This is a genomic window from Rothia sp. P5766 (assembly GCF_048513555.1).
In the GTDB taxonomy this organism is placed as follows: domain Bacteria; phylum Actinomycetota; class Actinomycetes; order Actinomycetales; family Micrococcaceae; genus Rothia.
The window spans coordinates 1-22,884 of the sequence record NZ_JBLXXS010000009.1 but is presented as its reverse complement, the minus strand read 5'-3'; the positions used below and the strand labels follow the sequence as shown (position 1 = coordinate 22,884).

Genomic DNA, 22,884 nt, shown 5'->3' with positions numbered 1-22,884 from the left:
CCAGTTTAAAGAAAAACGAGAGCAAGGTGTTTGCGAATAATTGCTGAGAGTGCTATGTGCTGGCAATATATGTATATGGATTCTTTAGATAGGGCAATAATCAATGAGCTCACCCGCAATGGTCGGCTGACTAACCAGGAACTTGCGGCGCGCGTAGGCCTCACTGCGGCCCCCTGCCTCCGCAGGGTACGCAGGCTCGAAGAACAAGGAATTATCGAAGGCTACAGCGCTCGCATCAACTATGAGGCCATGGACGAGGGGTTTGAAGTCCTGGTTTTTGCTGACCTATCTCGCAACGATGTTGCGAGCATTGAGGATTTTGAGAACACCATTATGGCCAGCGAGAACGTGGTTGAGTTCCGCCGTATGTACGGGCTACCTGATTACTACATTAAGGTTAGAGTCAAAGACTCAGCTGCCTACGAACGCTGGTTTTCAGAGGTCGCCGCCCGGCACGACTCTGTCATCCGGGTGGACTCCCGTATCACAATGAAGCTTCTCAAAGCCCCTTAACCTACCCTTGGGCCGCAGGGAATAAACTCTGCCTCTGCCCAGTTGAAACTGCAACCACGCTTAGGACAATTACCCAGGAGAAACCATGAGTGAGAATACCGCTAACCAACGCACCCAAGACCCCAACTACCGGGCCGTCACGGTAGAGCGGACTGCCTCCCGCCACTACCGCGCAACCAACGCCAAGGGCGACAGCCTTGAATTCGGTCAGGGGGAGGGGCTACTGACCCCTGTTGAGCTTCTGTTAGCCGCTATTGCCGGTTGCTCAGCTATCGACGTGGACGTTGTCACCGGCCGCCGCGCAGAAGCAGAGGAATTTAGCGTCACCTCTTCCGGCATCCGCCAGGTTGACGAAAACGGTGCCGTCCGAATGGACGATATTGAAGTCAGCTTTAAGGTCCGCTTCGCCGCAACCGAAGCTGGGGAAAAAGCTCAGTCAATGGTGGACCGACTCATCCGGCTATCTGCTGAGAAGGACTGCACCGTATCTCGCACGGTCGAGCACGGCTCAAAAATCACCTTCATCAACGAAAATGCCTAGGACATTTGCCGGGTAAAGCTATATCACGTGATACCCGGTGGTATGTGGCCTGCGCGGTTGGTAGTCTAAAGTTTGTCTTAAACCCCCTAAGCAAAACTGTTGGGGACTCATTACCAGCGAAAGTAGCAGCACACTATGTCTCCTGAAGCACACCCTGCACCTACCGGGCAGGTTAAAGAAGAGCTTAAAAGAGGGCTAGCTAGCCGGCACCTCTCTATGATCGCAATCGGCGGTGCAATCGGTACCGGTCTGTTTGTGGCATCAGGTTCCACCATTGCAGAAGCCGGTCCGGGTGGTGCCCTAGTGGCTTATATCCTGATTGGCTTTATGGTGCTGCTCCTGATGCAGTCCCTGGGCGAAATGGCAGCGCACCTGCCGGTAGCGGGCTCCTTCCAAACTTTTGCCTCCCGCTATGTTTCAAGCTCCTTTGGCTTTGCTATGGGCTGGAACTACTGGTTTAACTGGGCAATTACCGTAGCCGCGGAGCTGGTCGCTGCGGGCGTCATCATGTCCTACTGGCTGCCGGGTGTCCCCGGCTGGGTATGGGCAGGTGTCTTCCTCGCTCTCATCCTGGGTATCAATGTGCTTTCGGCCCGCTCCTACGGTGAATCCGAGTTCTGGCTGGCCACCATTAAGGTCATTACCGTTATCGTCTTCCTTATTGCCGGCATTGCAATGATTTTTGGCATTCTGGGCAACCACAACAACGGCTTTGCTAACTGGACGAACGGCGAGGCCCCTTTCAAGGGCGGCTTCGTCTCGATTATGGCGATCTTCATGGTTGCGGGTTTCTCCTTCCAGGGCACCGAGATGATCGGTGTTGCCGCAGGCGAATCCCAGAACCCTCGCCGCGATGTGCCCCGGGCGCTTAAGAGCGTATTCTGGCGGATTATGCTCTTCTACATTGGAGCGATTGCCGTAATCGGTACCCTCATTCCCTACACCAACCCCAACTTGTTGCGCACCGGTGAAACCGATATCGCCTATTCACCCTTCACTATGGTTTTTGAGAACCTGGGTATTGCTTTTGCCGCTTCGGTCATGAACGCGGTTATTCTGACTGCTATCCTGTCAGCCGGTAACTCAGGTCTCTACGTCTCATCCCGTATGCTTTACGCTCTTGCCCTTGAAGGCCGCGCGCCCCGTATCTTCACCCGGGTCAACGCCCGAGGCATCCCTATGCCTGCGCTGCTGATGACTGCCGCTATTGGCCTGTTTGGCTTCGCCTCAGCGGTTATTGGTGAGGGCTCTGCCTACACCTGGCTTATTAATATTTCAGGTTTGTCAGGCTTTATCACCTGGGTGGGTGTGGCTATTTGTCACTACCGTTTCCGCCGGGCTTATGTTGCTCAGGGTAACGACGTCAATGACCTGCCCTATAAGGCCCCTCTCTTCCCCCTGGGCCCCATCGTAGCCTTGCTTATGTGCCTTATGGTGATTGCTGGTCAGAACTACAACGCAATCTTTGAAGGTCTGTGGCTCCAAGTGGTCTCCGCCTACATCGGCCTGCCTATTATCATTGGTGTCTGGCTGGTTCATAAGCTGGTTACCGGTTCTAAGAGGATCCCTCTGGAACAGGTGGATGTTTCTGGTATTGAGGTGGGCCAAACCCAATAAGCGCCCACGCCGCTGGCTGTTTGCAGACCCCGCTACTGCCCCCTCCGTCAGGTTGGAGAGGGCGGTAGCGGGGTGTTTATCTATTGGATGCGCTGACTCATCAGATGCGGCCGTGAAAGGCTAGAATAAGGTGGTTTGTACATATAGGAGCTGGGAGGGCCACCGTGGCTAAGCTGTATTTCCGTTTTGGGGCGATGAACTCTGGTAAGTCCACTGCGCTCTTGCAGGCGGCCCATAACTATGAGGAGCGCGGTCAAAGGGTTCTGCTTGCTAAGCCACAGCTCGACACTAAGGGGGACACTGCCATTGTTTCCCGCCTGGGGGTTACTCGCGCCGCGGATTTCCTCGTGGGTGATCAGGACTCTGTGCGTGAGCTCTTCCATGCGGCGGCTGAACCTCACGCCCGGCAGGAACAGCTTCACGGGCACCTGCCTGTCTCCTGCCTGCTAGTGGACGAAGCCCAGTTCCTGACCACTGCCCAGGTTGATGACCTGATGCGGATCGCGGTGGAGGAGAATGTTCCCGTCATGTGCTACGGCATTCGCACGGACTTCCAGACGCGGGCCTTTCCCGGTTCAGCCCGTCTGCTGGAAATCGCGCACAGCCTTGAAGAACTTAAAACTATTTGCCGTTGCGGCCGCAAGGCTCTCTTTAATGGGCGCACTGTGGACGGTCGTTTTGTGTTTGCCGGTGACCAGGTGGCTATTGACGGGGTTCATGTGGGCTATGAGTCTCTCTGCCCTTCCTGCTATTTGCAGGAATCCGGTGGCAAGCTCTACCAATAGCTGGCAGGATCCCATGGCTATCCGTAGTGTCCAGAATCTTGGCTAGGGCTTTTTTATCCCCTTTTTAGTGGTTTATGTCATGCCGAAGCGCCGAGGTGTGCCCAAACCAGCCTATAATCGTAGTGCCCAGTCCTGTTTGAGAAAGAGAAAAATCTATGGCTGTATCACCCAAAACCCGCCTGCTGGCTGTACCCACCGTCGCGCTGATGTCCCTAGCCCTTCTGGCTGGTTGTGGCTCATCCGATAAAAAAGAGAGCGCAGCAGCGGAGACTTCTAGCTCAGCTAGCGCCTCAGCTGAGCAGTCCCAGGCAGCGGAGGAGACCAGCTCAGCTGCCGCTGATGAGGCTAAGGTAGAGGCAGTTATTCCTGACGGCTTCAAGAAGGTAACAGCACCTAACAACAAGATCAGCTTTGCTGTTCCTGAGGGCTGGATGGAGATGGACAGTGAGGCCATTGCCAACACCGATGCTATTCAGGAGTACCTGGATCAGGCCGCCCAGGGAACTAACTTCACCCCCGAGGAGCTTAAGTCTCAGATGGCTCAGCTTGATCTGATGGCTACCTCTGTGACCCCTAACGAAGATGGTTTCGCTGAGAATGTGAACGTCAACGCTGAGCCCGTCTTGGTTACTTCCCTGCCTGATCAGGCCGAGATGGAATCACTGGCTAAGGGTATCAACGCTACTCCGGGCGAGTACAAGAAGATCTCCACCCCTCTGGGTGAGGGCACTCAGCTGAGCTACACTCTTGACGTTACCGGTGTGTCCGTACACGGCGTGTTTGTGGTTGTGCCTTCTGGTACCGGTACCGGCTTCAGCGTTCTTACTGTTTCCAGTAGCAATGCTGACAGCGCGGCCAAGCTAGCCGAGCAGATGGCTGGATCCCTGTCCAAGGCCTCCTAGTTTCTTAGAGGCTTACTAAGCTGACAGCTCGCGCTAAGGCCCCGCACCCTCTTGGGTGTGGGGCCTTAGCGCTTCCTGAGCGGTCTTTGTCAGATAGTGAAGTGTATAAAGCTTGTGAACTTCCATTTATTTTCTTAAGTTGGTGTCACGATTCAGAAGCCCAACGGTAAGCCCTTTGACTTGTTGGCTGGCAACCGCCTGACGCAGACGGTGCTCTCAAAGGAAAATCGGTCGCTACCCACAAGGCGTAGCGAAAGTGGCGTTTGTTTTAAGGAGGCCCACAGTGGGTCGTATTTTTTCGTGGACATCAGCTATTCGTTCTGCACTGTGTAGGAACAAGCCAGAGGACTTTTTTGACCCGGTTCAGGCACAAGAGCAAGAATCGCCGTCTATCCCTATTTCGCGCTGTACTATCTGTGCACCTGGCCACGGGGTTACGCCCTCATTGGGGCTTAACGCTTCGAATATGACCTGGCGGAGGGTGTCTATGACGGAGCTGCGGGGGACTAGGGTGCACTTATCTATCGGTGGGGAAAATAGGCTCTTTTGGAGCCATGATGCTGAGCGGCTGAGCGTTTTCCTCAGAAAAACTGATGAGTCAGTTCAGGGGGATTCTGCCTTACCCTTGCTCTGGAACCCTGGGAATAATTTACTGGGTGTGCGCGAGGGAAAGTCTTTCTACCTGGTTCACCTGGCGGAGCGACCACTTGATTATTGTTCCTACAGTGACTCATCACCGAGCCGTAGGGAAAGCCAAGCTAGTAAATAACTAGATAGGTACGGGGAAGCTTACTCAAGAGGGTAGTGTCCCAGCTCAGCGCTCTATCAGCCAACAGCCCCTAAGGCGCTGGCCCCGGGCCAGCTGGCTGGTAGAGCGCTGAGGCTTTGCAGTAGCAGGATAGAATGGGCTCTATTGAGGTGGGACGGGGCGTGTTTGCTCTGGAGCTACGCGGAGCCCACGCCTCTGGGGAATCTACAGAAAGCCAAAGCCCGTCTATAGGGGGTGAAGGTTTAAGCACGTAGCACTCTGAGTTCTAACAGGTAAACATCTATGCGGGAGCGCCGTTACCTAGTGTTCTAACGCTGATAGGCATGGTAGGCTGAATTCACTTATTTTCTTCTGTAACTTAGGGAAGCCCCTATGACACACCTGAAACTACGCCCTCTCACCTTATCCGATCGTGAGCAGGCAACTCGTGCACACCAAATCCTCTTAGAGAACGATAACTTCGATTTTCTTTTGGGTGATCCCACGGATTTCCCTGCGCTACTTGAGGAGCATAACCGGTTAGCTAAAGGTACGGATTTGCCCGAAGGTTGTGTGCGTTCTGACCTGCTGGTTGCAGAGTATGAGGGGCGTATCGTGGGCCGGGTCTCTATCCGATATGAGCTGACGGGTTTTCTTCGGGTTGTGGGTGGGCATATTGGCTACGCTGTGCTTCCGGACGAGCGGAGACGAGGGTTCGCCAGGGAAATCTTGAGGCTGAGCTTAGAGCGTTTACGTGAATCTGGAGTTCATAAGGTGCTGGTGACCTGTTCGGATGATAACGTAGCTTCCCGGCGCATTATTGAGGGTGCTGGTGGCATTTTAGAAAATACCTACACGATGTCAGACGGCACGGTAAAACTGCGGTTTTGGATTGATAATTGAAGCCTGTGAAACGCATCTGAACATGCAACAGACTATCGTGGCTGGGAGGTTAAACTAGCTACGATAAAAGGCTCCGTAGTTTTTGCCTACGGATTCTTTCGGGCGTTACTTTTTCAGCTCATCAACCACCACTGATACGCTTCAGATATGGATACTCCACAAATACCTGGTTTATTGCTTAGCCCATTGAAACAAACCATATGAAATGAAATGCACGATCGGGGACTATCCACAGTTATGTATTCTGTTTGTTTGCAAAGCAAGGACCTCAATGAAAGTTATTTATACTAGATGAACCTATATACATTTTTTTGAACAAGGGAATTCATGGCAACATCGTCAAAGTCCCGTCGTCTTACATCGCCACCATCGCAAAGCTCTTCCTGACCGCACTGGTAGGTTGCAGCCCATCAATAGCAAGGCTTGCCAAGAAATCATCGCTCTCTGGGCAAGGGGATGAGCAAAGTTACACAGCTAAGATGGCGGGCTCAACTAACCACGGTGTAGTTAGGCTTATGCCTGCTGGAACTGGTAGCGGCTATAACACCCTGATCATTTCTGCCGATGATACTAAGCGATCCAAGTCCTATGCAGATACCTTTGCTACTTCAACGGCTGAAGTTTTCTAGGCTTTATGGTGCCTTTCCGTAACGATAGTGGGTGGGTTGCACGAACTGCGTAACCCGTTCTTTGTATAACTGGTATTTGGTTCCGGGCTAAGTATTAACGTCGTTCCTGGTGCTTGTCCCATGCTCTTCTTAGGAAAGGTGTTCTTATATCTGTACAGGGTAAATAGTAATTTTATACTGTTTCGCCTGCTATATTCCTGATTTTAACCGTCCCTTCTTGAGTGTGATGCGTCTACAAATGAATTTACACAGGAGAGTAATGCTTCTGCTACCAAGACCCCGGTTCCTGCTAAGGATCCGGGCGGCTGTAGTGCTATGACCGCACCAGCTAATAATCTATCTGTGGATTCTCTGGGTGAAGCCATACGGCCAATTTACACGATAGAAAGATAACCAGTGACAGGCTTCATTGCATCTACCTTTTGGTTTTCTCCGATAAGACGGAAGGAACCCACAGGTATGATTCTGGTAACCACGATAATGGAAAAGCAGAAAAGTGAGCTCGCGGACGCACTTTTAGTCTCTGTCAATAAGGTGAGGTGGGCGCTCCTACTGGAAAATAGTAGCCTTTTGCATCCCCATACGATAATATTTGGCGAAACCTCGCTTTGGTATAGTTTAACAGGACTCAGGTCATACTATTGAGCTGAAATCTTCTCTTTAATATTTTGTTTTTTAAACAATTTAGGCTCCCTTTGTTGAAGCTATCTCACCTAGGGATTTAAGTTTCTCGATTCCATCCTGGTGGCTGCCATTTTGGTTGACAGTATATTCTAAAGCATGTAGTCCATAAGCGTCTCTGAACATTGATTTTCGGTAAGGTGGAATTTCTGGTGTAAGAATATAATGGGATATCTGATTATTATGTATGGAATTCTTTGTATTATTAAGAAGCACTTGAAAGTCGAGGTCTCCTATGGAGTATCCAATAAAGAGACAAGTTCTGGTAAGGAGCAAAGAGTTAATCACATCATATAGTTGATGAGAGTCCTTTAGGTTCCTCATGTAGTCACCTTGGGAAAGAATTGTCCCAGGATTTCCAGCAGTGCCGTGGGCTTTAATTATTATAGATTTTCTTGTCCTTACCTTTTGGGGGAGATTTTTTAAATCAGTGAGGTCAATCTTGCTATAACCAGGAAATTTTCTTTCCAGGATGGAGTCAAAATTTGTTGTTATTATAATATTGGGATTTAATAGCTCAATAGCATCATGCCAATCATTAGATTTGAATTGTTCACCATTAGGCGAATCAACCAAATCTAGAATTTTGTCGATAACTTCTTGTTCGCGTCCGTTTTTCTGTGATTCAAAGCGGATAAATTCGGCGGCTTCCAGTAAATTTTTTTCTAGAATGCTATTGAAGTCGACGTTATTAGATTTATTGACTACTTCCGACAGGCTTGAAAGTAACTTGTCCCAGCTGGGTGGTGAGGTGTTTCCAATTTTGCTTTCCATTGAAACCCCTGCGCCTACAAAAAGCACTAAATCATTATGGGTGGCAGAGTCAATCACAGTATTTGGCCAAAAATTACTTACCACTATTTAATAACCTCCAAATTTTTGCTTATATTCTTAAATATTTCCATGAGGGCAGCGCTGTATTTTTCCTGCTGATTGAACTGTGCTCCCTTTATTCCATCATCGGCAACTAGGGTAGAGATTGGAGCGTGAGCATTTTGTGCTAGGGGTACCATAGAGAACATATTTGGTATTATTCCTAATGCCAAGGAATCGTTATCAATTTTTGATGTTTTCTTTAACATTGCGGATTTTTCCGGAATTTGGTTTTTATACCTATCATAGGCCGCGGTAGGCCGAATTGTCCCACCGGAAGATTTAGCAATGTACTGCTGAATGGTGTAGCCGATGTAACCCTCCCTTGACTTTAAGGTGCTGCCTAACTCAAATTTTTCGATCTTTTCACCGGGAATTCTTAAAATTGCTTCTGAATATTCAGCTGCCCAGGAATCCATCCATTCACCAATATTTTCTAAAGCATACAAGCTGAATAAATCAGCCGTTACTGGTGTTGTGAATGCATCACTGCCTACTAGCATAGTTCTATTGAGGGCACCAAGTGAGGGGCCCGCATCTATTACAATGTAATCATAATTAAGTTTAGAGCTTAGAGTGTTTAGCCAGTTTGTTTTTCTTGCGCCGGATATTTCTCCGGCTTTGAGTTCATCCCAAGCCCTACTGAGTTTATCTTCAACTTTTGAGAGGGAAGGGTGGCCTGCCAAAACGTCGACTAAAAATCGATGGCTTTTATAAATTTTTATGTCAGTATTTATCGATGCGTCTCCATCGAGTATATGCTCAAATATTTTGTAAACTGTATTTCTTTCGCTAGCTTCCTTGTTCTGATAGATTTGTTCCCAATCTTGCTCGTCTAGTAGTAATTGCGTAGCATTTGCTTGGGGGTCCAAGTCAATAACAAGTACTTTTTTTCCCTTTTCGTATGCTAGAAAATGCGAAAAATTACATGCTAGTGTTGTTTTCCCAACTCCGCCTTTATTGTTGAAAAAGGAAAGTGTAGTAGCCATGTTTTTCTCCTATATAAATCTGCTTGCCCTATAGTGGCGGCGGTGATATAAAAATATGATTGTTTGAAACCCATTAACAGTAGCGTTTAGTTTTGCGGCACATCATTGTCCAAGCAAGAGCGTTCTTAGGTTTGGCGTAAAGGCCGCCCAGGTTTCCCTGGGCGGCCACAGCTTTATTACTTATTAAGTGACGCGATTGCTTCATTCAGTGTCGCGCTGGGGCGCATGACTGCCGAGGCGAGAGCGTCCTCGGGCTTGTAGTAGCCGCCCAAGTCGGCGGGGGAGCCCTGCACCGCCAGCAGCTCAGCCACGATCTGCTCCTCGTTCGCCACCAGCGCCTCCGCTACCGGCGCGAACTTAGCCGCCAGGGCCTCATCCTCAGTCTGAGCCGCAAGCTCCTGCGCCCAGAACTTAGCCAGGTAGAAGTGCGAGCCACGGTTATCAATCTCGCCCACCTTACGCGACGGCGACTTGTTCTCATTCAAGAAAGTACCGGTCGCCCTATCCAAGGTATCAGCCAGCACCTGAGCCGAAGCGTTACCGCTGGTCTTGGCCAGGTGCTCAAACGAAGCCGCCAGAGCCAAGAACTCACCCAGCGAATCCCAACGCAGGTGGTTCTCTTCCACCAGCTGCTGAACGTGCTTAGGTGCTGAACCGCCCGCGCCGGTCTCAAAGAGGCCACCACCATTAATGAGCGGAACAATGGAGAGCATCTTGGCGCTGGTGCCCAGCTCAAGAATGGGGAAGAGGTCAGTCAGGTAGTCACGCAAAACGTTACCGGTCACAGAGATAGTGTCCTGGCCCTGGCGGATCCGGTCAATGGAGAACTGGGTGGCTTCCGCCGGTGCCAGAATACGGATATCCAGGCCCTCGGTATCGTGCTCGGGCAGGTACTTCTGAACCTTGGCAATCAGGTTGGCGTCGTGGGCGCGGTTCTTATCCAGCCAGAAAACAGCGGGGGTCTTAGAATCGCGGGCACGGGTGACAGCCAGCTTGACCCAATCCTGCACCGGCACGTCCTTGGTCTGGCAGGCTCGCCAGATGTCACCGGCAGAAACCTGGTGCTCCATCAGCACCTCACCAGCGGAGTTAAGAACCTGAACAGCGCCGTCAGCGGCAAGCTGGAAGGTCTTATCGTGGGAGCCGTACTCCTCAGCCTTCTGAGCCATCAGACCAACGTTCGGCACAGTACCCATGGTGGTGGGGTCAAAGGCACCCTTGGCGCGGCAGTCATCAATCACGGTCTGGTAGACACCAGCGTAGGAAGAGTCCGGCAGGACGGCCAGGGTATCAGCCTGCTGGCCAGCCTTACCCCACATCTGCCCGGAGGTGCGGATCATGGCGGGCATAGAAGCGTCCACAATAACATCGGAGGGCACATGCAGGTTAGTGATGCCCTTATCGGAGTTCACGTAGGCCAGTTCGGGGCCCTCAGCCAGGCCCTTCTCAACCAGGGCGCGAACATCGTCCTGAATCTCGGCGGGCAGGGTCTCAATACCGCTAAGGATAGCGGCCAGGCCGTTGTTACCGTTCAGGCCAGCGGCATCAAGCTGCTCACCGTACTTGTCAAAGAGCTCAGAGAAGTAAGCACGGACCACGCGGCCAAAGAGAATGGGGTCAGAAACCTTCATCATGGTGGCCTTCAAATGCACAGAGAAGAGCACACCCTCAGCCTTAGCGCGGGCAATCTGCTCAGCTAAGAAGCGGTCCAGGGCGGCAACGTCCATGTAGGTGGCGTCAATAATCTCACCGGCCAGTACAGGGGTGGACTCCTTGAGCACGGTGACGGTGCCATCAGCCGCTACATGCTGAATCTTGAGGTTATCATCGGCCTCCATGACCACAGACTTCTCGTTGCTAAAGAAATCGTTCTGGCCCATAGTTGCCACATTGGTCTTGGAGTCAGCGCTCCAGGCACCCATGGAATGGGGGTTCTTGCGGGCATAGTTCTTGACCGACAGGGGAGCGCGGCGGTCAGAGTTACCTTCACGCAGAACGGGGTTAACCGCTGAGCCCTTGACCCGGTCATAGCGGGCACGAACGTCCTGGTCGGCTTCGGTGACGAGCTCTTCGGGGTAGTCGGGAATTGCGTAGCCCTTACCCTGTAGCTCGGCAATAGCGGCCAGTAGCTGGGGCTGAGAGGCAGAAATGTTAGGAAGCTTGATGATGTTGGCTTCGGGGGTCTTAGCCAGCTGGCCCAGCTCGGTGAGGGCATCGGGCACCTGCTGGTCGACTGGGAGAATATCGCTGAACTGAGCCAGAATACGGCCAGCCAGCGAGATGTCTCGGGTTTCCACCTCAACACCGGCGGTTGATGCGTAGGCTTCCAGAATAGGCAGGAAGGAGTAGGTCGCTAGTAGCGGAGCCTCATCGGTGTGGGTGTAAATAATCTTTGCCATGTAGGGCGTCTCCCTTGTTGCTTGTGGGCAGTGTCATTCCTAAGAATACAACCCTGTGCCCCAGCTCATAGAATTTTACACGGCTGGGTCATAAAACGTGCCAGGTATCTCCTGGAAAAGTCATCCTTAGGTAGATTGGAGAGTATGCAGCAACAAGACTCTCCGGCCGCAGAGACCACCCCTCTGCCCGCCCACGAAACCTACCTATCCCAGCTGATTGAAGCCCCCCGTATGGTGGGCCTTGCCGCCTCGCGATCGGGTGAACCCGTCCTCACCGTGCAGACCCTGAATAAAGAGGGAGCTAAGTACCGGCCCCGGCTCTGGGCTCTACCCGCTCACCAGGAGGAAAAGCCCTACCCGCTGACCGCGCCGGACTCCGGGGCGGCCCTGCTCGCACTCGATGAAGAAGGCAGACCTTACCTGACCTTGGACAAGGACCTAGACCAAGCCGAGTCCAAGAGCCTCAAAGGGGTCTACCGCCTGCCAGAACGGGGTGAACCCGAACTGGTCCTCAGTTTTCCCGGCGGCATTAATGAACTGGAAGTCCGCCAGCGGGAGAAGGACCCTCGCTACATCTTCACGGCCAAGGCCCACCGTGGCTCACTCGAAGAACAAGCCAAGACACTTGATGAACGAGAAAAGAGCGCAACCAGCGGGGTACTCTACAGCGAGTTCCCCACCCGCTTCTGGGACCACGATTTGGGCACCGGCAAGCTCAGCCTCTACCTGCAAGACGGACAGGAAGAGCCCCGCCTCATCCATGAGCTGGGGGAGGGGGCCCTGCTCTCAGGTTTTACTGTCTGCCCCGGCGGTTCCCAAGCAGCCCTTACTGTAGAAACTAAAGAAGGCGGTATCTACCAGCGCTATAGTGTCTGGCTGATAGACCTGGACGGGCAGACAGCCCCACGGGAAATTGCCGCCGCAACAGCTACTCATGACTATATAGCTGGTAGCTTCACTCCTGAAGGCACCGGCCTTGCCGTGACCCAGGTACGCCGCTGGTTGCCCGGTCAGTCCATCAAGCTCAATGCCAATCACTACAATCTGGCAACCGGCGCAATGACCGAGCTTTCCCGCGACATAGACCGCTGGGCAGATGACCTGGTCTGGCTGGATGAAGAAAACTACGTCTTTAGCAGCGATAACCTGGGTGCAAGCGCTATTTATAGGGGGAGCCTGAAGGGGACGACCGAAACCCTGGTAGACGATGGGCGGTCGCATTTCTCGTTGCTTGCCTACAACGATGGTGCCCTGGTCGCCCTCAAAGACAGCCACCAGCATTCGGCCTACCCCGTGCGTATTGATGCCACCAATGGTCGCGTAACCCGCATAGCCAGCCCGGTTGAAGAGCTGAAGGCGCCCGGTAAGCTAGAACGGCTGACCTCAACCGCCGCAGACGGTACCGAACTCACCAGCTTCCTGGCCTTACCAGAGAACTGCGGCACTGAGCCCCTGCCCCTGCTGGTCTTCGCCCACGGTGGGCCCTGGGGGTCCTGGAACTCCTGGAGCTACCGCTGGAACCCCTGGGTCTTTACCCAAGCAGGCTACGCTGTGCTCATGCCCGACCCCGCTATCTCCACCGGCTACGGCCAAGACATGCTAGACCGGGGTGGGGACGACCTGGGAGGGACCCCCTACAGGGATATTATGCAGGTTGTAGAAGAGGTCAGCGCCCGCCCCGATATCCAGGGCGACAACCTAGCCTTCTCCGGCGGGTCCTACGGCGGATTTATGACTAACTGGGTAGCAGGTCGTGCTGAAAAACGCTTTAAGTGCTACATCACCCACGCCTCAATCTGGGACTATAAGGCCATGTACTTTCTAACCGATAACGGTGCCTGGAATGAGTGGAAACTGAGCCAAGGCGGCGAAGGAGATGCCATTTCCCCCTACCACCGGGCCGCCCATATCGCCGCCCCCATGCTGGTCATCCACGGCGATAAGGACTACCGGGTGCCCATCGGCCAGGCCCACCACCTCTGGGCTGATCTGCAACACCACTCGCCTGAGCTGGGGCACAAGTTCCTCTACTTCCCCGACGAAGGGCACTGGATCCTTAAACCCGGCAACTCGCGCCTCTGGTACCGCGTCTTTGTGACCTGGCTCAACCAACATTTGGGCGGTCAAGAGTTCCAGATGCCCGAGATTCTAGGTTAGGGGAAACCACACCAGCCCCGACCACCCCGAACACAGATGCCCGCCACGGTAAGAACCGGGCGGGCATCTGGTTAGACTTGCTGCCTTAGAGCTTCTCTCGCTCATTTTGTACAGCCTTGCGCCTGCGCGCCGTCAGCGTAATAGCAGGCCCGATATTGGCCGCTACCCAGAGCGGGATAAGTACCACCAAAAACATAAAGAGTGTTCGAGCAATGGACGAGGCCTGGTCCGACTCAATCAGAGTGTTGAGCCAAGATGCGAGCCCCACAATTAAGACTGTCCCCATCAGCAGGTAGCTAAGAGCCCACCAGAACTCACTGGCCGATGCCTCGCCCCGACTATTCCAGTAGTGTCGGTAGAGAAGACGAACAGCACGCAAAGGCCCTACCTGCTCAGCGCTCGCGGGAGCGCGGTATTCGTCCTCGTAGCCCTCATCATCATGAAAGCCACCCACAGCAAGAGCCTCTGGGGTATCGAGTGAGGGCGCTTCTACAGGTCTATGGCGGGTAGGCTGGTTCTCAGACATACCCCTAAGAATACCTAAGGAAAGTGGAAAGCACCCATGCCCACACTTCTGCTCACCTACTTTGGCCCCTTTAGCGGTACCCCTTCGAACCCCACCGGGCAGGTTGCCCAGCGTGTAGCCCAACTCCTGGCAGGCAGTGCGCCGGGGCTGAGTGTCCAGGTGCGAGAGCTACCCGTTGAGTTTGCGGCCTCTTCGCGGGCGCTGGCTGAAATTCTCGATGAGGTCCAACCCCAGATAGCTATTGCCCTGGGGGTTGCCGTGGGGCGGGATAAGGTCAGTCTAGAGAGGGTAGCTATTAACATGGACTCTGCCCGGATACCCGATAACGCTGGGGACCAGCGCACTGACACGCCAATTCAGCTGGATGGCCCCACCGCCTATTTTTCTACCCTGCCCACACGGGCTATTTTCGAGCGGCTGACTGCCGATGGCCTGCCGCTGGAGCTGTCCTATTCCGCTGGAACCTTTGTTTGCAACCATGTCTTCTACGAGTTAATGCACCAAACCGGCGGGTTCATACCCGCCGGTTTTATCCACATCCCGCTGAGCGATTCAGACCTGCTCAAGGCCAAGGGCCAATCAATCTCCCCCTGCGCCGAAGCCGGAGGGCTAGAGGGCAAGACTGCCCCGACCCTGGCCCTGGACCTGATGGCACAGATCCTGGAAGGGTGCATTGCGCTCACCCTAGAGACGCTTACTCAGCCTGGGGCCTAAAGAGTGGGGACTGTCTGGCTCATGCCGCAGGAGAAGAGCTAGCCGAAGATTGATGGGGAGGTAGGGCACAGAAAATAAGGACGACAGCTAGCCCGGGAGGAATGAAACAAGCCCAGAAGAGCCAACCGGGCATACCTACATCACGCAGGCGGCGAGAGCCAAGCCCGGCGTTGAGCACCGTGAAAAGGATCCAGAAACTAGCAAAGATAGCCACCAGTCCAAGCCAAACACGAAATTCATGCACCTGCCAGATACTATCGGGGCGGTAGTTCGCTGGGTAGCTGGCCTGGGTGATGGTATAAACCCAGAAGATCAGGGTAGAAAAACTCACCAGGGCCCAGGCAAGTAGCCACCAGAGGATAACCTTCCAGAACTCAGAGCGGCTGGCGCTTCCCCTAAAGACGAAGAGGTGTTTTTTCCAGCGGCTGATGGCATCGGACATGCTAGTGCCAGGCTGGGCCACCGGGGCAGGCTGTGTATTCATTGATACTCCCGTGAAATCGCTGAGAACATTTTTAGCTCTGGTCTTCTCCTACCGGAAAACCGGTCTTAACCTAAGCGCTTGGGTAGTAGAGGAAACTACCGGCACCAGTGCAGAATGCCGGGCTGTCACCGGTAGTTTTTCTGATCGTCGAGAAGCCAGCCGGTAAGGGCTACTTCCTTCTTCAGCTAAGAAGAGGAATGTGTGCCCCTTACCGCCTGCTTTGCTTCCTTGCCTACCCCTTAGCTTAGGCCTGAGCTCGCTTGTTCAGGTAGAAGTCAATGAGCGAGCGGGTTGAGGAGTCCTGCTGGGCCAGAACCGCGCGGTCACCGCCCACCGCCGGAGCTAGTTCAAGGGCAAGTTGCTTGCCCAGCTCCACACCCCACTGGTCGAAGGAGTCGATGCCCCAGACAATACCCTGAACAAAGGTGATGTGTTCATAGAGTGCAATCAGCTGGCCCAAGACGGAGGGGGTCAGCTGTGAGGCCATAATGGAGGTGGTGGGGCGGTTCCCCGAGAACACACGTGCCGAGACAATTTCTTCTGCGGTGCCCTCAGCCCGGACCTCATCGGCGGTCTTGCCAAAAGCCAGAGCCTTGGTCTGAGCAAAGAAGTTTGCCAGGAAGAGCTCATGGACGTCCTGCTCACCGTCGCGGGTGGGGTGAACCGGGTTAGCAAAAGCGATGAAGTCAGCCGGGATCAGGCGGGTTCCCTGATGAATCAGCTGGTAGAAGGCGTGCTGGCCGTTGGTGCCAGGCTCGCCCCAGAAAACCTCACCGGTAGCGGTGGTAACGGGGGACCCATCAGCACGCACAGACTTGCCGTTGGATTCCATGGTGAGCTGCTGCAGGTAGGCCGGGAAACGGTGCAAGTACTGGTCGTAGGGCAGAACCGCGTGGGTCTCAGCACCCAAGAAGTTAACGTTCCAGATGTTTAGTAGACCCATGAGGGCAGGAACGTTCTTGGCTAGGGGAGCGGTACGGAAGTGCTCGTCCATAGCGTGGAAGCCTGCCAGGAACTGCTCGAAAGTATCCGGACCCAGAACAATAGCAAGGGCCGTACCGATAGCTGAGTCCACGGAGTAGCGGCCACCGACCCAGTTCCAGAAACCGAAAGCATTTTCGGGGTCAATGCCGAAGGCTGCGACCTTATCCAGGGCGGTTGAAACAGCGACGAAGTGAGCGGCAACAGCCTCCTTCTCTTCCTTACCTTCTAAAGCACCTGCTTGGCGCAGCGAGTTCAACAACCATTGGCGGCAGACACGTGCGTTGGTGAGAGTCTCAAGGGTGCCAAAAGTCTTAGAGGCAACGATGAAGAGGGTGGTCTCCGGGTCGAGGTCTTTAACAGTCTCCGCGGCATCGGTGGGGTCGATATTGGAGATAAAGCGGGCTTCAAGACCAGGCTGAGCGTAGGGCTTGAGCGCCTCGTAGACCATGACGGGGCCTAGGTCTGAGCCGCCGATACCGATGTTAACAACGGTCTCAATAGCCTTACCGGTAATACCTACCCATTCGCCGGAGCGCACGCGGTCAGCAAAGTCGTAGACCTTGGCGAGAACCTCGTGGACATCGGTGTCAATGTCCTGCCCGTCAACAACCAGTGAGGGGTTAGCGCCCCTGGGGCGGCGCAGGGCGGTGTGAAGAACTGCGCGGTCTTCGGTGACGTTGATGTGCTCACCGGCGAACATGGCATCGCGGCGTTCTTCAAGACCAACCTGCTGAGCAAGCTCGGTTAGGAGGGTCAGGGTTTCCTCGGTGATCAGGTTCTTTGAAAGATCAACATAAAGATCGCCCGCGGTGTAGCTGAGCTTCTCTGCACGGGCGGGGTCTACCTGGAACCAGGTTCGCAAATCAGCCTGGGTTGAGTCCTTGTGAGCAGCAAGTTTACTCCAGGCGGAGGTGGACGTGGGATCAATGATGGGGCGAGACATAAAAGTTTTGCCTTCCTGTTGGGAATGATACCTTGTCTTCATTTTATGTGGGATTTGTAGTTTTTGGGTGGCCCTGTGGTGTGGCTTTTTATGGTATTTTTTCGATTTTTTCTGGCAGGTGTTTCCCTCAGAAGCTGCGCTGTTGCCCCTTGAAGGGCGGAAAATAGGGGGCCTTAGCCTTCTGGCTAGGCGGTGTATTAGTACAGGAGGAAAGCTAGCCTGCTGATAATAAGTGATGTTACTATTGGTCAGGTTCCTGCCTCCGGCGCGCTCTAAAAATATGACTTGTGACAGGCCTAATAAGGTACGCCGCGGGATGAAGGAACTCGATGCATTACTCAAGAGGTCGAAACGAGATACAGAAAGAAATTACTATGTCAGTTACCGAAAGTACGGCGCCACCGGGGTCAGGCCCCGACCTGCGCAAGGGCGATATCGACAAAGCAACCCGGGCTAATATGCGTGAAGGATCCCTAGCCCCCAAGGTTTTTATTCCAGCAGCCCTTATTATGGTGCTCTTTATTGGAGCAACCCTTCTCTTTCCCAGCAAAGCTAAGGGAATTTTCGATGCTCTACAGGCAGACGTTATTAACTACTTTGGTTGGTACTATGTAGCGATTGTTGCTTTCTTCGTTATTTTCGCCCTCTATCTGGGATTTTCCCGCATGGGCGACGTTAAGCTAGGCGATGACGACGACGAGCCCACCTACTCATTCATGACCTGGTTTGCCTTCCTCTTCGCCGCCGGTATGGGCATCGGCCTGGTCTTCTACGGGGCAACTGAGCCCCTCATGCACTTTGTGGATCCCCGCCCCGGCGTTGGCGGGGGCACCCAGGAGCGGGTAGCCCAAGCGGCTATGAGCCAGTCCTTCCTGCACTGGGGCCTTCACCCCTGGGCCATCTACGTCATTGTCGGTCTAGCCATCGCCTACGCTACCCACCGCCTCAAGTTGCCGCTTTCAATCCGCTATTCCCTCAAACCGCTTCTGGGCGATAGGGTCAAAGGCCTAACCGGCGATGTCATCGATGTTATCGCCCTGGTAGGCACCCTCTTTGGTGTTGCAACCTCCCTAGGCCTGGGTGTTATGCAGATCGCCGCAGGCCTGGGATACATGGATATCCCTGCCGAGGGTAACGGCTGGCTCATTGGCATCATTGTAGCCCTCATGGCTATCACCCTCTTCTCCGTGGTCACAGGCCTTGAAAAGGGCATGAAGTGGCTCTCCAACGGCAACCTCATTCTGGCTGCTATCGTCTGTCTCTTTGTTCTGGTGGTTGGCCCCAGCCTCTTCCTCTTTAGGAACTTCGTAGGCTCCATCGGTGACTACCTGCAAAACATTGTGGCAATGACCTTTGAGACCCTAGCTCTCTACGGTGTTGATGGCGAACAGTTCCAGGCAGCCTGGACTACCTTCTACTGGGGTTGGTGGATCTCCTGGTCGCCCTTCGTTGGCATGTTCATTGCCCGCGTATCCAAGGGACGTTCGGTTCGTGAATTTGTGGTCGGTGTTCTGCTGGTACCTGCCCTGACCTCCTTCTTCTGGTTCTCAGTTCTGGGTGGTACCGCACTTCATCAGCAGCTCTTTGGGGCTGGCAACCTGGTTGGGGAGGACGGCAGCGTCTCGGCGCAAAACGCCCTCTTCCAGATGTTCCACAACCTACCCGGGGGAGCAGTGCTCACCGCTGGGGCGGTACTCCTTATCACCGTATTCTTCGTTACCTCAGCTGACTCCGGTGCGCTGGTTCTGGGCATGCTCTCAACCAACGGTTCACCGGAACCCAAGACCTGGATTAGGGTCTTCTGGGTGCTGGTTGCGGCTGTCACCGCAATTTCCCTGGTAATTATTGGTGGGACCGATTCGCTCTCGGCCATTCAGACCGTTGCAATTCTGACCGCCCTTCCCTTCTCCCTGGTCATCCTTATGATGTGCCTTTCGCTCTACAAGGCTTTGAGCGTTGAGCACCGCCTCTTTGTCCGTGCTCAGAGGCGCAACGCTCGTGAGGAGATTGAAGACTCAATCCATGAAAGCATCGGCGATCGTGTCAATGAGCTTGTAGCTGAAGGTGTAGAGGACAAACTCTCAGCCGCTGTAGATCAGCACCTGGATGATGTTCTCGATAAGGCTGTGGAGGCTAGGGTAGAAGAAGCAGTCGAAAAGGCAGTTGATGAGGTCTCCCTTCAGATTGAAGCTAATACAGCTGCAATCGAGCAGATTCAAACGATTACCGGTTCCATGCCTGCTGTAGGCAAGAACACCAAGACACCCTGGAAACAGGATTAGTCAGGTCAAATATCTAGCCGCTTGAGGCTAGTATAAAACCCCACCGCTGTTCAGCAGTGGTGGGGTTTCTCATTTAAAATTGCGGTTGCCCCATCTGCTCTAGCTCTCCAGCGCCGGGGCGCGCTGAACCGGTGTGTCCCAGAAGATAGCCGGACCCTGGCAAGGGGTCGCTATACTAAAAGGTAAAGCCCTGTGCCCCTAGTCCCTGTTTGGGGTCCGGGGCGCTTCCGGCGTTTTATGTAATCCCAACCATTAAGCGAGATACTTACCGCATGTCTGAAACTCAGAAGACCGCATCACGGAGCGACCTTCGCAACGTGGCAATCGTGGCCCACGTTGACCACGGCAAGACCACCATCGTTGACGCGATGCTCAAACAGACCAACGCCTTTAGCGCCCACACCGATGTCGAAGACCGAGTCATGGACTCCGGGGACCTCGAAAAGGAAAAGGGCATCACCATCCTGGCCAAGAACACCACCGTCTTCTATGCCGGCCCCTCCGCAAACGGTGAAGAAGTCACCATCAACGTCATCGACACCCCCGGCCACGCCGACTTCGGTGGTGAGGTTGAGCGCGGTCTGTCCATGGTAGACGGCGTTGTCCTGCTGGTTGACGCTTCTGAAGGGCCCCTGCCCCAGACCCGCTTCGTTCTGCGCAAGGCACTTGCCGCTAAGCTGCCGGTAATCCTCGTAGTTAACAAGGTTGACCGCCCCGACGCCCGCATTGACGAAGTGGTCAGCGAATCTATGGACCTGCTCCTGGGTCTGGCAGGCGACCTTGCCGACGAGGTCCCCGACCTTGACATCGACGCCCTGCTGACTGTTCCCATCGTTTACGCCTCCGGTAAGGCCGGTGCAGCATCACTCAACCAGCCCGCAGATGGCGCTCTGCCCGATAACGACGACCTTGAGCCGCTGTTCGCAACCATCCTTGAGCACGTCCCTGCCCCCACCTACAACCCCGATGAGGTTCTGCAGGCGCACGTCACTAACCTGGACTCATCGCCCTTCCTGGGTCGCCTTGCTCTGCTCCGTATCTTCAACGGCACCCTCAAGAAGGGCCAGACCGTAGCCTGGGTACGCCAGGACGGCCAGACCAAGAACGTCCGTATCTCCGAACTCCTTGCAACCAAGGCACTCGACCGCGTACCCACCGACCAGGCTGGCCCCGGTGAAATCGTGGCTGTTGCGGGTATTGAGGACATCACCATCGGTGAAACCCTCACCGACCCCGAGAACCCCAAGCCCCTGCCCCTGATTAAGGTCGATGACCCCGCGATCTCTGTAACCATCGGTATCAACACCTCACCCCTGGCTGGTAAGGTCAAGGGTGCTAAGGTCACCGCCCGCCAGGTCAAGGACCGCCTTGATAAGGAACTGATCGGCAACGTTTCCCTCAAGGTTCTGCCGACCGAGCGCCCCGATGCCTGGGAAGTACAGGGGCGTGGCGAACTGGCACTGGCTATCCTGGTTGAGCAGATGCGCCGCGAAGGCTTCGAACTGACCGTGGGTAAGCCCCAGGTCGTTACCAAGACCATCGACGGCAAGATCCACGAGCCAATGGAACACATGATCATTGACGTTCCCGAAGAGTACCTGGGCGCTATCACTCAGCTTATGGCTGGGCGTAAAGGTCGCATGGAACAGATGGCTAACAACGGCACCGGCTGGGTTCGCATGGAATTCTCCGTACCTGCCCGCGGCCTCATTGGATTCCGCACCAAGTTCCTGACCGAAACCCGCGGTGCAGGTATCTCCAGCTCCTACTCCACCGGCTACGAGCCCTGGACCGGGGACATCGACTACCGCTCCAACGGTTCCATGATTTCCGACCGTGCCGGTGTCGTTACCCCCTACGCCATCATTGCCCTCCAGGAACGCGGCACCATCTTCGTTGAACCCACCTCTGAGGTCTACGAGGGCATGATCATTGGCGAGAACTCACGCGCCGACGATATGGAAGTCAACATCACCCGCGAAAAGAAACTGACCAACATGCGCTCAGCATCGGCAGATAACTTTGAAAACATGACTCCCCCCAAGAAGCTGACCCTCGAAGAGTCACTTGAATGGGCCCGCGAGGACGAATGCGTTGAGGTTACCCCCGAAGCCATCCGCATCCGCAAGGTTATTCTTGATGCCAACGAGCGCGTGCGCGAAGCACGCCGCCGTAACCGCGCCTAAACCTTAGTAGCCGGTATTGACCGTGGGCCGTACTCCTTGCGAGTACGGCCCACGGCTCGTAGCGGGCCAAACAAGCCCCTATTGCTCTGAGCAGGCAAACCCTAGCAGCAGCACCGCAACCCCGCACTGCTGCCCGGCAGGTAAACCCCAGCTACACCCCAGTGAAGCCAGATAGAATAAGGGGGTACATCATCAATGGCACCCCCACGAGAAAAATCGCACCATGAACAATGACGCTCAGCCTTATTACCCCGTAGCCGGTGAACTCATCACAGAAAACGCCGTCTTCACGCTCATTCCCGACGGGCGCGCCCCCCAAAACACCACCCTGCTCTTCGTACACGCCCACCCCGACGATGAATCCTCAGCAACAGGAGCCACCATCGCCGCGCTCACCGCAGCAGGAGCCACCGTAGACCTGCTCACCATGACCCGGGGCGAAATGGGCGAAGTCATTGATCCCGCACTCAAACACCTCGAAGCAGAACACCCCGCAAATACCGACCGTGGGCACCAACTAGGCCAGCTCCGCACAAGAGAACTCAAAGCCGCCCTCACCGAACTCGGCGTTCGTGACCACCTCTTCCTGGGGCAAGGCCCCAGCGCACTACCGGGGGAGAGAACTCACTACCGTGACTCCGGCATGGCATGGGGTAGCGACGGCCGCGCCGCAGCCAACCCACTCGCTGCAGACGACTGCCTCACCCACCTACCCCTCAAACCGCAGGCCGAAGCTGTCGCCGCAACCATACGCGCAATACGCCCCGACGTCATCGTCACCTACGACGCAGATGGCGGCTACGGCCACCCCGACCACAAGCGCACCCACGAAGTTGTTATGGCGGCCCTCGATCTGATCGCAGGCACCACCGCCGAACCCATTGCCGTCTGGGGTATCGAAGGCCAACCACAAGAAACCGACACCCGCCAACAAGCCGTCATCCGTGGCAAAATTGAAGGCAAACGCGAAGCCATGCGCGCCCACGCCACCCAAATCACCATCACCGGCCCGACCACCTTCGAATACT

The 22,884-nt window shown here is 54.6% G+C and carries 18 protein-coding genes and 1 riboswitch; of the genes, 12 read left to right on the top strand and 6 right to left on the bottom strand.

Annotated elements, in window-relative coordinates:
* Nucleotides 1-75 precede the first annotated feature (75 nt).
* The 7 genes from ACN08V_RS06085 to ACN08V_RS06055 all read left to right on the top strand — a co-directional run bounded on the left by ACN08V_RS06085 (nucleotide 76) and on the right by ACN08V_RS06055 (nucleotide 6,638).
* A complete protein-coding gene (locus ACN08V_RS06085; protein ID WP_419104889.1) occupies nucleotides 76-513 on the top strand; it encodes an Lrp/AsnC family transcriptional regulator in 438 nt (145 codons plus the stop codon).
* An 85-nt stretch (nucleotides 514-598) separates the two neighbouring features.
* Nucleotides 599-1,054, top strand: coding sequence for an OsmC family protein (locus ACN08V_RS06080; protein ID WP_419099396.1), 456 nt, complete (start codon nucleotides 599-601; stop codon nucleotides 1,052-1,054).
* A gap of 135 nt (nucleotides 1,055-1,189) precedes the next feature.
* A complete protein-coding gene (locus tag ACN08V_RS06075) occupies nucleotides 1,190-2,671 on the top strand; it encodes an amino acid permease (protein WP_419104888.1) in 1,482 nt (493 codons plus the stop codon).
* A 164-nt stretch (nucleotides 2,672-2,835) separates the two neighbouring features.
* Complete coding sequence (locus tag ACN08V_RS06070; protein WP_419099398.1) at nucleotides 2,836-3,456, top strand: thymidine kinase; 621 nt, start codon at nucleotides 2,836-2,838, stop codon at nucleotides 3,454-3,456.
* 155 nt (nucleotides 3,457-3,611) lie between these two features.
* Complete coding sequence (locus ACN08V_RS06065) at nucleotides 3,612-4,358, top strand: hypothetical protein (RefSeq protein ID WP_419104887.1); 747 nt, start codon at nucleotides 3,612-3,614, stop codon at nucleotides 4,356-4,358.
* A gap of 149 nt (nucleotides 4,359-4,507) precedes the next feature.
* A riboswitch (SAM riboswitch) is annotated at nucleotides 4,508-4,623 on the top strand.
* A gap of 876 nt (nucleotides 4,624-5,499) precedes the next feature.
* Nucleotides 5,500-6,009: a GNAT family N-acetyltransferase gene (locus ACN08V_RS06060; RefSeq protein ID WP_419104886.1), complete on the top strand. Its 510-nt coding sequence runs from the start codon at nucleotides 5,500-5,502 to the stop codon at nucleotides 6,007-6,009.
* A 311-nt stretch (nucleotides 6,010-6,320) separates the two neighbouring features.
* A complete protein-coding gene (locus ACN08V_RS06055; protein ID WP_419104885.1) occupies nucleotides 6,321-6,638 on the top strand; it encodes a hypothetical protein in 318 nt (105 codons plus the stop codon).
* 684 nt (nucleotides 6,639-7,322) lie between these two features.
* Here the strand turns inward: ACN08V_RS06055 and ACN08V_RS06050 are convergent.
* The 3 genes from ACN08V_RS06050 to ACN08V_RS06040 form a co-directional block, all read right to left on the bottom strand.
* Nucleotides 7,323-8,150, bottom strand: a complete 828-nt coding sequence (locus ACN08V_RS06050) for an SIR2 family protein (protein WP_419104884.1) — start codon at nucleotides 8,148-8,150, stop codon at nucleotides 7,323-7,325.
* A 26-nt stretch (nucleotides 8,151-8,176) separates the two neighbouring features.
* Entirely contained in the window at nucleotides 8,177-9,181 is a 1,005-nt protein-coding gene (locus ACN08V_RS06045; protein ID WP_419104883.1) for a ParA family protein, read from the bottom strand.
* A gap of 176 nt (nucleotides 9,182-9,357) precedes the next feature.
* Nucleotides 9,358-11,580, bottom strand: a complete 2,223-nt coding sequence (locus ACN08V_RS06040) for an NADP-dependent isocitrate dehydrogenase (RefSeq protein ID WP_419104882.1) — start codon at nucleotides 11,578-11,580, stop codon at nucleotides 9,358-9,360.
* 144 nt (nucleotides 11,581-11,724) lie between these two features.
* Between ACN08V_RS06040 and ACN08V_RS06035 the strand changes: the two genes are divergently transcribed.
* A complete protein-coding gene (locus ACN08V_RS06035; protein ID WP_419104881.1) occupies nucleotides 11,725-13,737 on the top strand; it encodes a prolyl oligopeptidase family serine peptidase in 2,013 nt (670 codons plus the stop codon).
* 85 nt (nucleotides 13,738-13,822) lie between these two features.
* Here ACN08V_RS06035 and ACN08V_RS06030 read toward each other — a convergent pair whose 3' ends face one another.
* The gene (locus ACN08V_RS06030) at nucleotides 13,823-14,263 is read right to left on the bottom strand and encodes a hypothetical protein (RefSeq protein WP_419099404.1); all 441 of its coding nucleotides are present in this window, start codon (nucleotides 14,261-14,263) and stop codon (nucleotides 13,823-13,825) included.
* 36 nt (nucleotides 14,264-14,299) lie between these two features.
* On the opposite strand from ACN08V_RS06030, the gene ACN08V_RS06025 reads away from it, so the two are divergent.
* A complete protein-coding gene (locus ACN08V_RS06025; protein WP_419104880.1) occupies nucleotides 14,300-14,977 on the top strand; it encodes a pyroglutamyl-peptidase I in 678 nt (225 codons plus the stop codon).
* A gap of 19 nt (nucleotides 14,978-14,996) precedes the next feature.
* Here the strand turns inward: ACN08V_RS06025 and ACN08V_RS06020 are convergent, their stop codons facing one another.
* Nucleotides 14,997-15,461, bottom strand: coding sequence for a DUF805 domain-containing protein (locus ACN08V_RS06020; RefSeq protein WP_419104879.1), 465 nt, complete (start codon nucleotides 15,459-15,461; stop codon nucleotides 14,997-14,999).
* Nucleotides 15,462-15,705: 244 nt separating this feature from the next.
* The gene (pgi, locus tag ACN08V_RS06015; RefSeq protein WP_419104878.1) at nucleotides 15,706-17,388 is read right to left on the bottom strand and encodes a glucose-6-phosphate isomerase; all 1,683 of its coding nucleotides are present in this window, start codon (nucleotides 17,386-17,388) and stop codon (nucleotides 15,706-15,708) included.
* 374 nt (nucleotides 17,389-17,762) lie between these two features.
* On the opposite strand from pgi, the gene ACN08V_RS06010 reads away from it, so the two are divergent.
* From ACN08V_RS06010 to ACN08V_RS06000, 3 genes are all read left to right on the top strand, one after another.
* A complete protein-coding gene (locus tag ACN08V_RS06010) occupies nucleotides 17,763-19,670 on the top strand; it encodes a BCCT family transporter (RefSeq protein WP_419099408.1) in 1,908 nt (635 codons plus the stop codon).
* A 272-nt stretch (nucleotides 19,671-19,942) separates the two neighbouring features.
* Entirely contained in the window at nucleotides 19,943-21,856 is a 1,914-nt protein-coding gene (typA, locus tag ACN08V_RS06005; RefSeq protein ID WP_419099409.1) for a translational GTPase TypA, read from the top strand.
* Nucleotides 21,857-22,079: 223 nt separating this feature from the next.
* Nucleotides 22,080-22,884, top strand: an 805-nt coding sequence (locus ACN08V_RS06000; RefSeq protein WP_419104877.1) for a PIG-L family deacetylase, incomplete at its 3' end; no start/stop codon positions are given.

What these genes read in the sequence shown, in the direction of transcription:
- ACN08V_RS06085 (WP_419104889.1), top strand. Translation starts at nt 76, where the DNA reads ATGGATTCTTTAGATAGGGCAATAATCAATGAGCTCACCCGCAATGGT.
- ACN08V_RS06080 (WP_419099396.1), top strand. Translation starts at nt 599, where the DNA reads ATGAGTGAGAATACCGCTAACCAACGCACCCAAGACCCCAACTACCGG.
- ACN08V_RS06075 (WP_419104888.1), top strand. Translation starts at nt 1,190, where the DNA reads ATGTCTCCTGAAGCACACCCTGCACCTACCGGGCAGGTTAAAGAAGAG.
- ACN08V_RS06065 (WP_419104887.1), top strand. Translation starts at nt 3,612, where the DNA reads ATGGCTGTATCACCCAAAACCCGCCTGCTGGCTGTACCCACCGTCGCG.
- ACN08V_RS06060 (WP_419104886.1), top strand. Translation starts at nt 5,500, where the DNA reads ATGACACACCTGAAACTACGCCCTCTCACCTTATCCGATCGTGAGCAG.
- ACN08V_RS06045 (WP_419104883.1), bottom strand. Translation starts at nt 9,181, where the DNA reads ATGGCTACTACACTTTCCTTTTTCAACAATAAAGGCGGAGTTGGGAAA.
- ACN08V_RS06040 (WP_419104882.1), bottom strand. Translation starts at nt 11,580, where the DNA reads ATGGCAAAGATTATTTACACCCACACCGATGAGGCTCCGCTACTAGCG.
- ACN08V_RS06035 (WP_419104881.1), top strand. Translation starts at nt 11,725, where the DNA reads ATGCAGCAACAAGACTCTCCGGCCGCAGAGACCACCCCTCTGCCCGCC.
- ACN08V_RS06030 (WP_419099404.1), bottom strand. Translation starts at nt 14,263, where the DNA reads ATGTCTGAGAACCAGCCTACCCGCCATAGACCTGTAGAAGCGCCCTCA.
- ACN08V_RS06025 (WP_419104880.1), top strand. Translation starts at nt 14,300, where the DNA reads ATGCCCACACTTCTGCTCACCTACTTTGGCCCCTTTAGCGGTACCCCT.
- ACN08V_RS06020 (WP_419104879.1), bottom strand. Translation starts at nt 15,461, where the DNA reads ATGAATACACAGCCTGCCCCGGTGGCCCAGCCTGGCACTAGCATGTCC.
- pgi (WP_419104878.1), bottom strand. Translation starts at nt 17,388, where the DNA reads ATGTCTCGCCCCATCATTGATCCCACGTCCACCTCCGCCTGGAGTAAA.
- ACN08V_RS06010 (WP_419099408.1), top strand. Translation starts at nt 17,763, where the DNA reads ATGTCAGTTACCGAAAGTACGGCGCCACCGGGGTCAGGCCCCGACCTG.
- typA (WP_419099409.1), top strand. Translation starts at nt 19,943, where the DNA reads ATGTCTGAAACTCAGAAGACCGCATCACGGAGCGACCTTCGCAACGTG.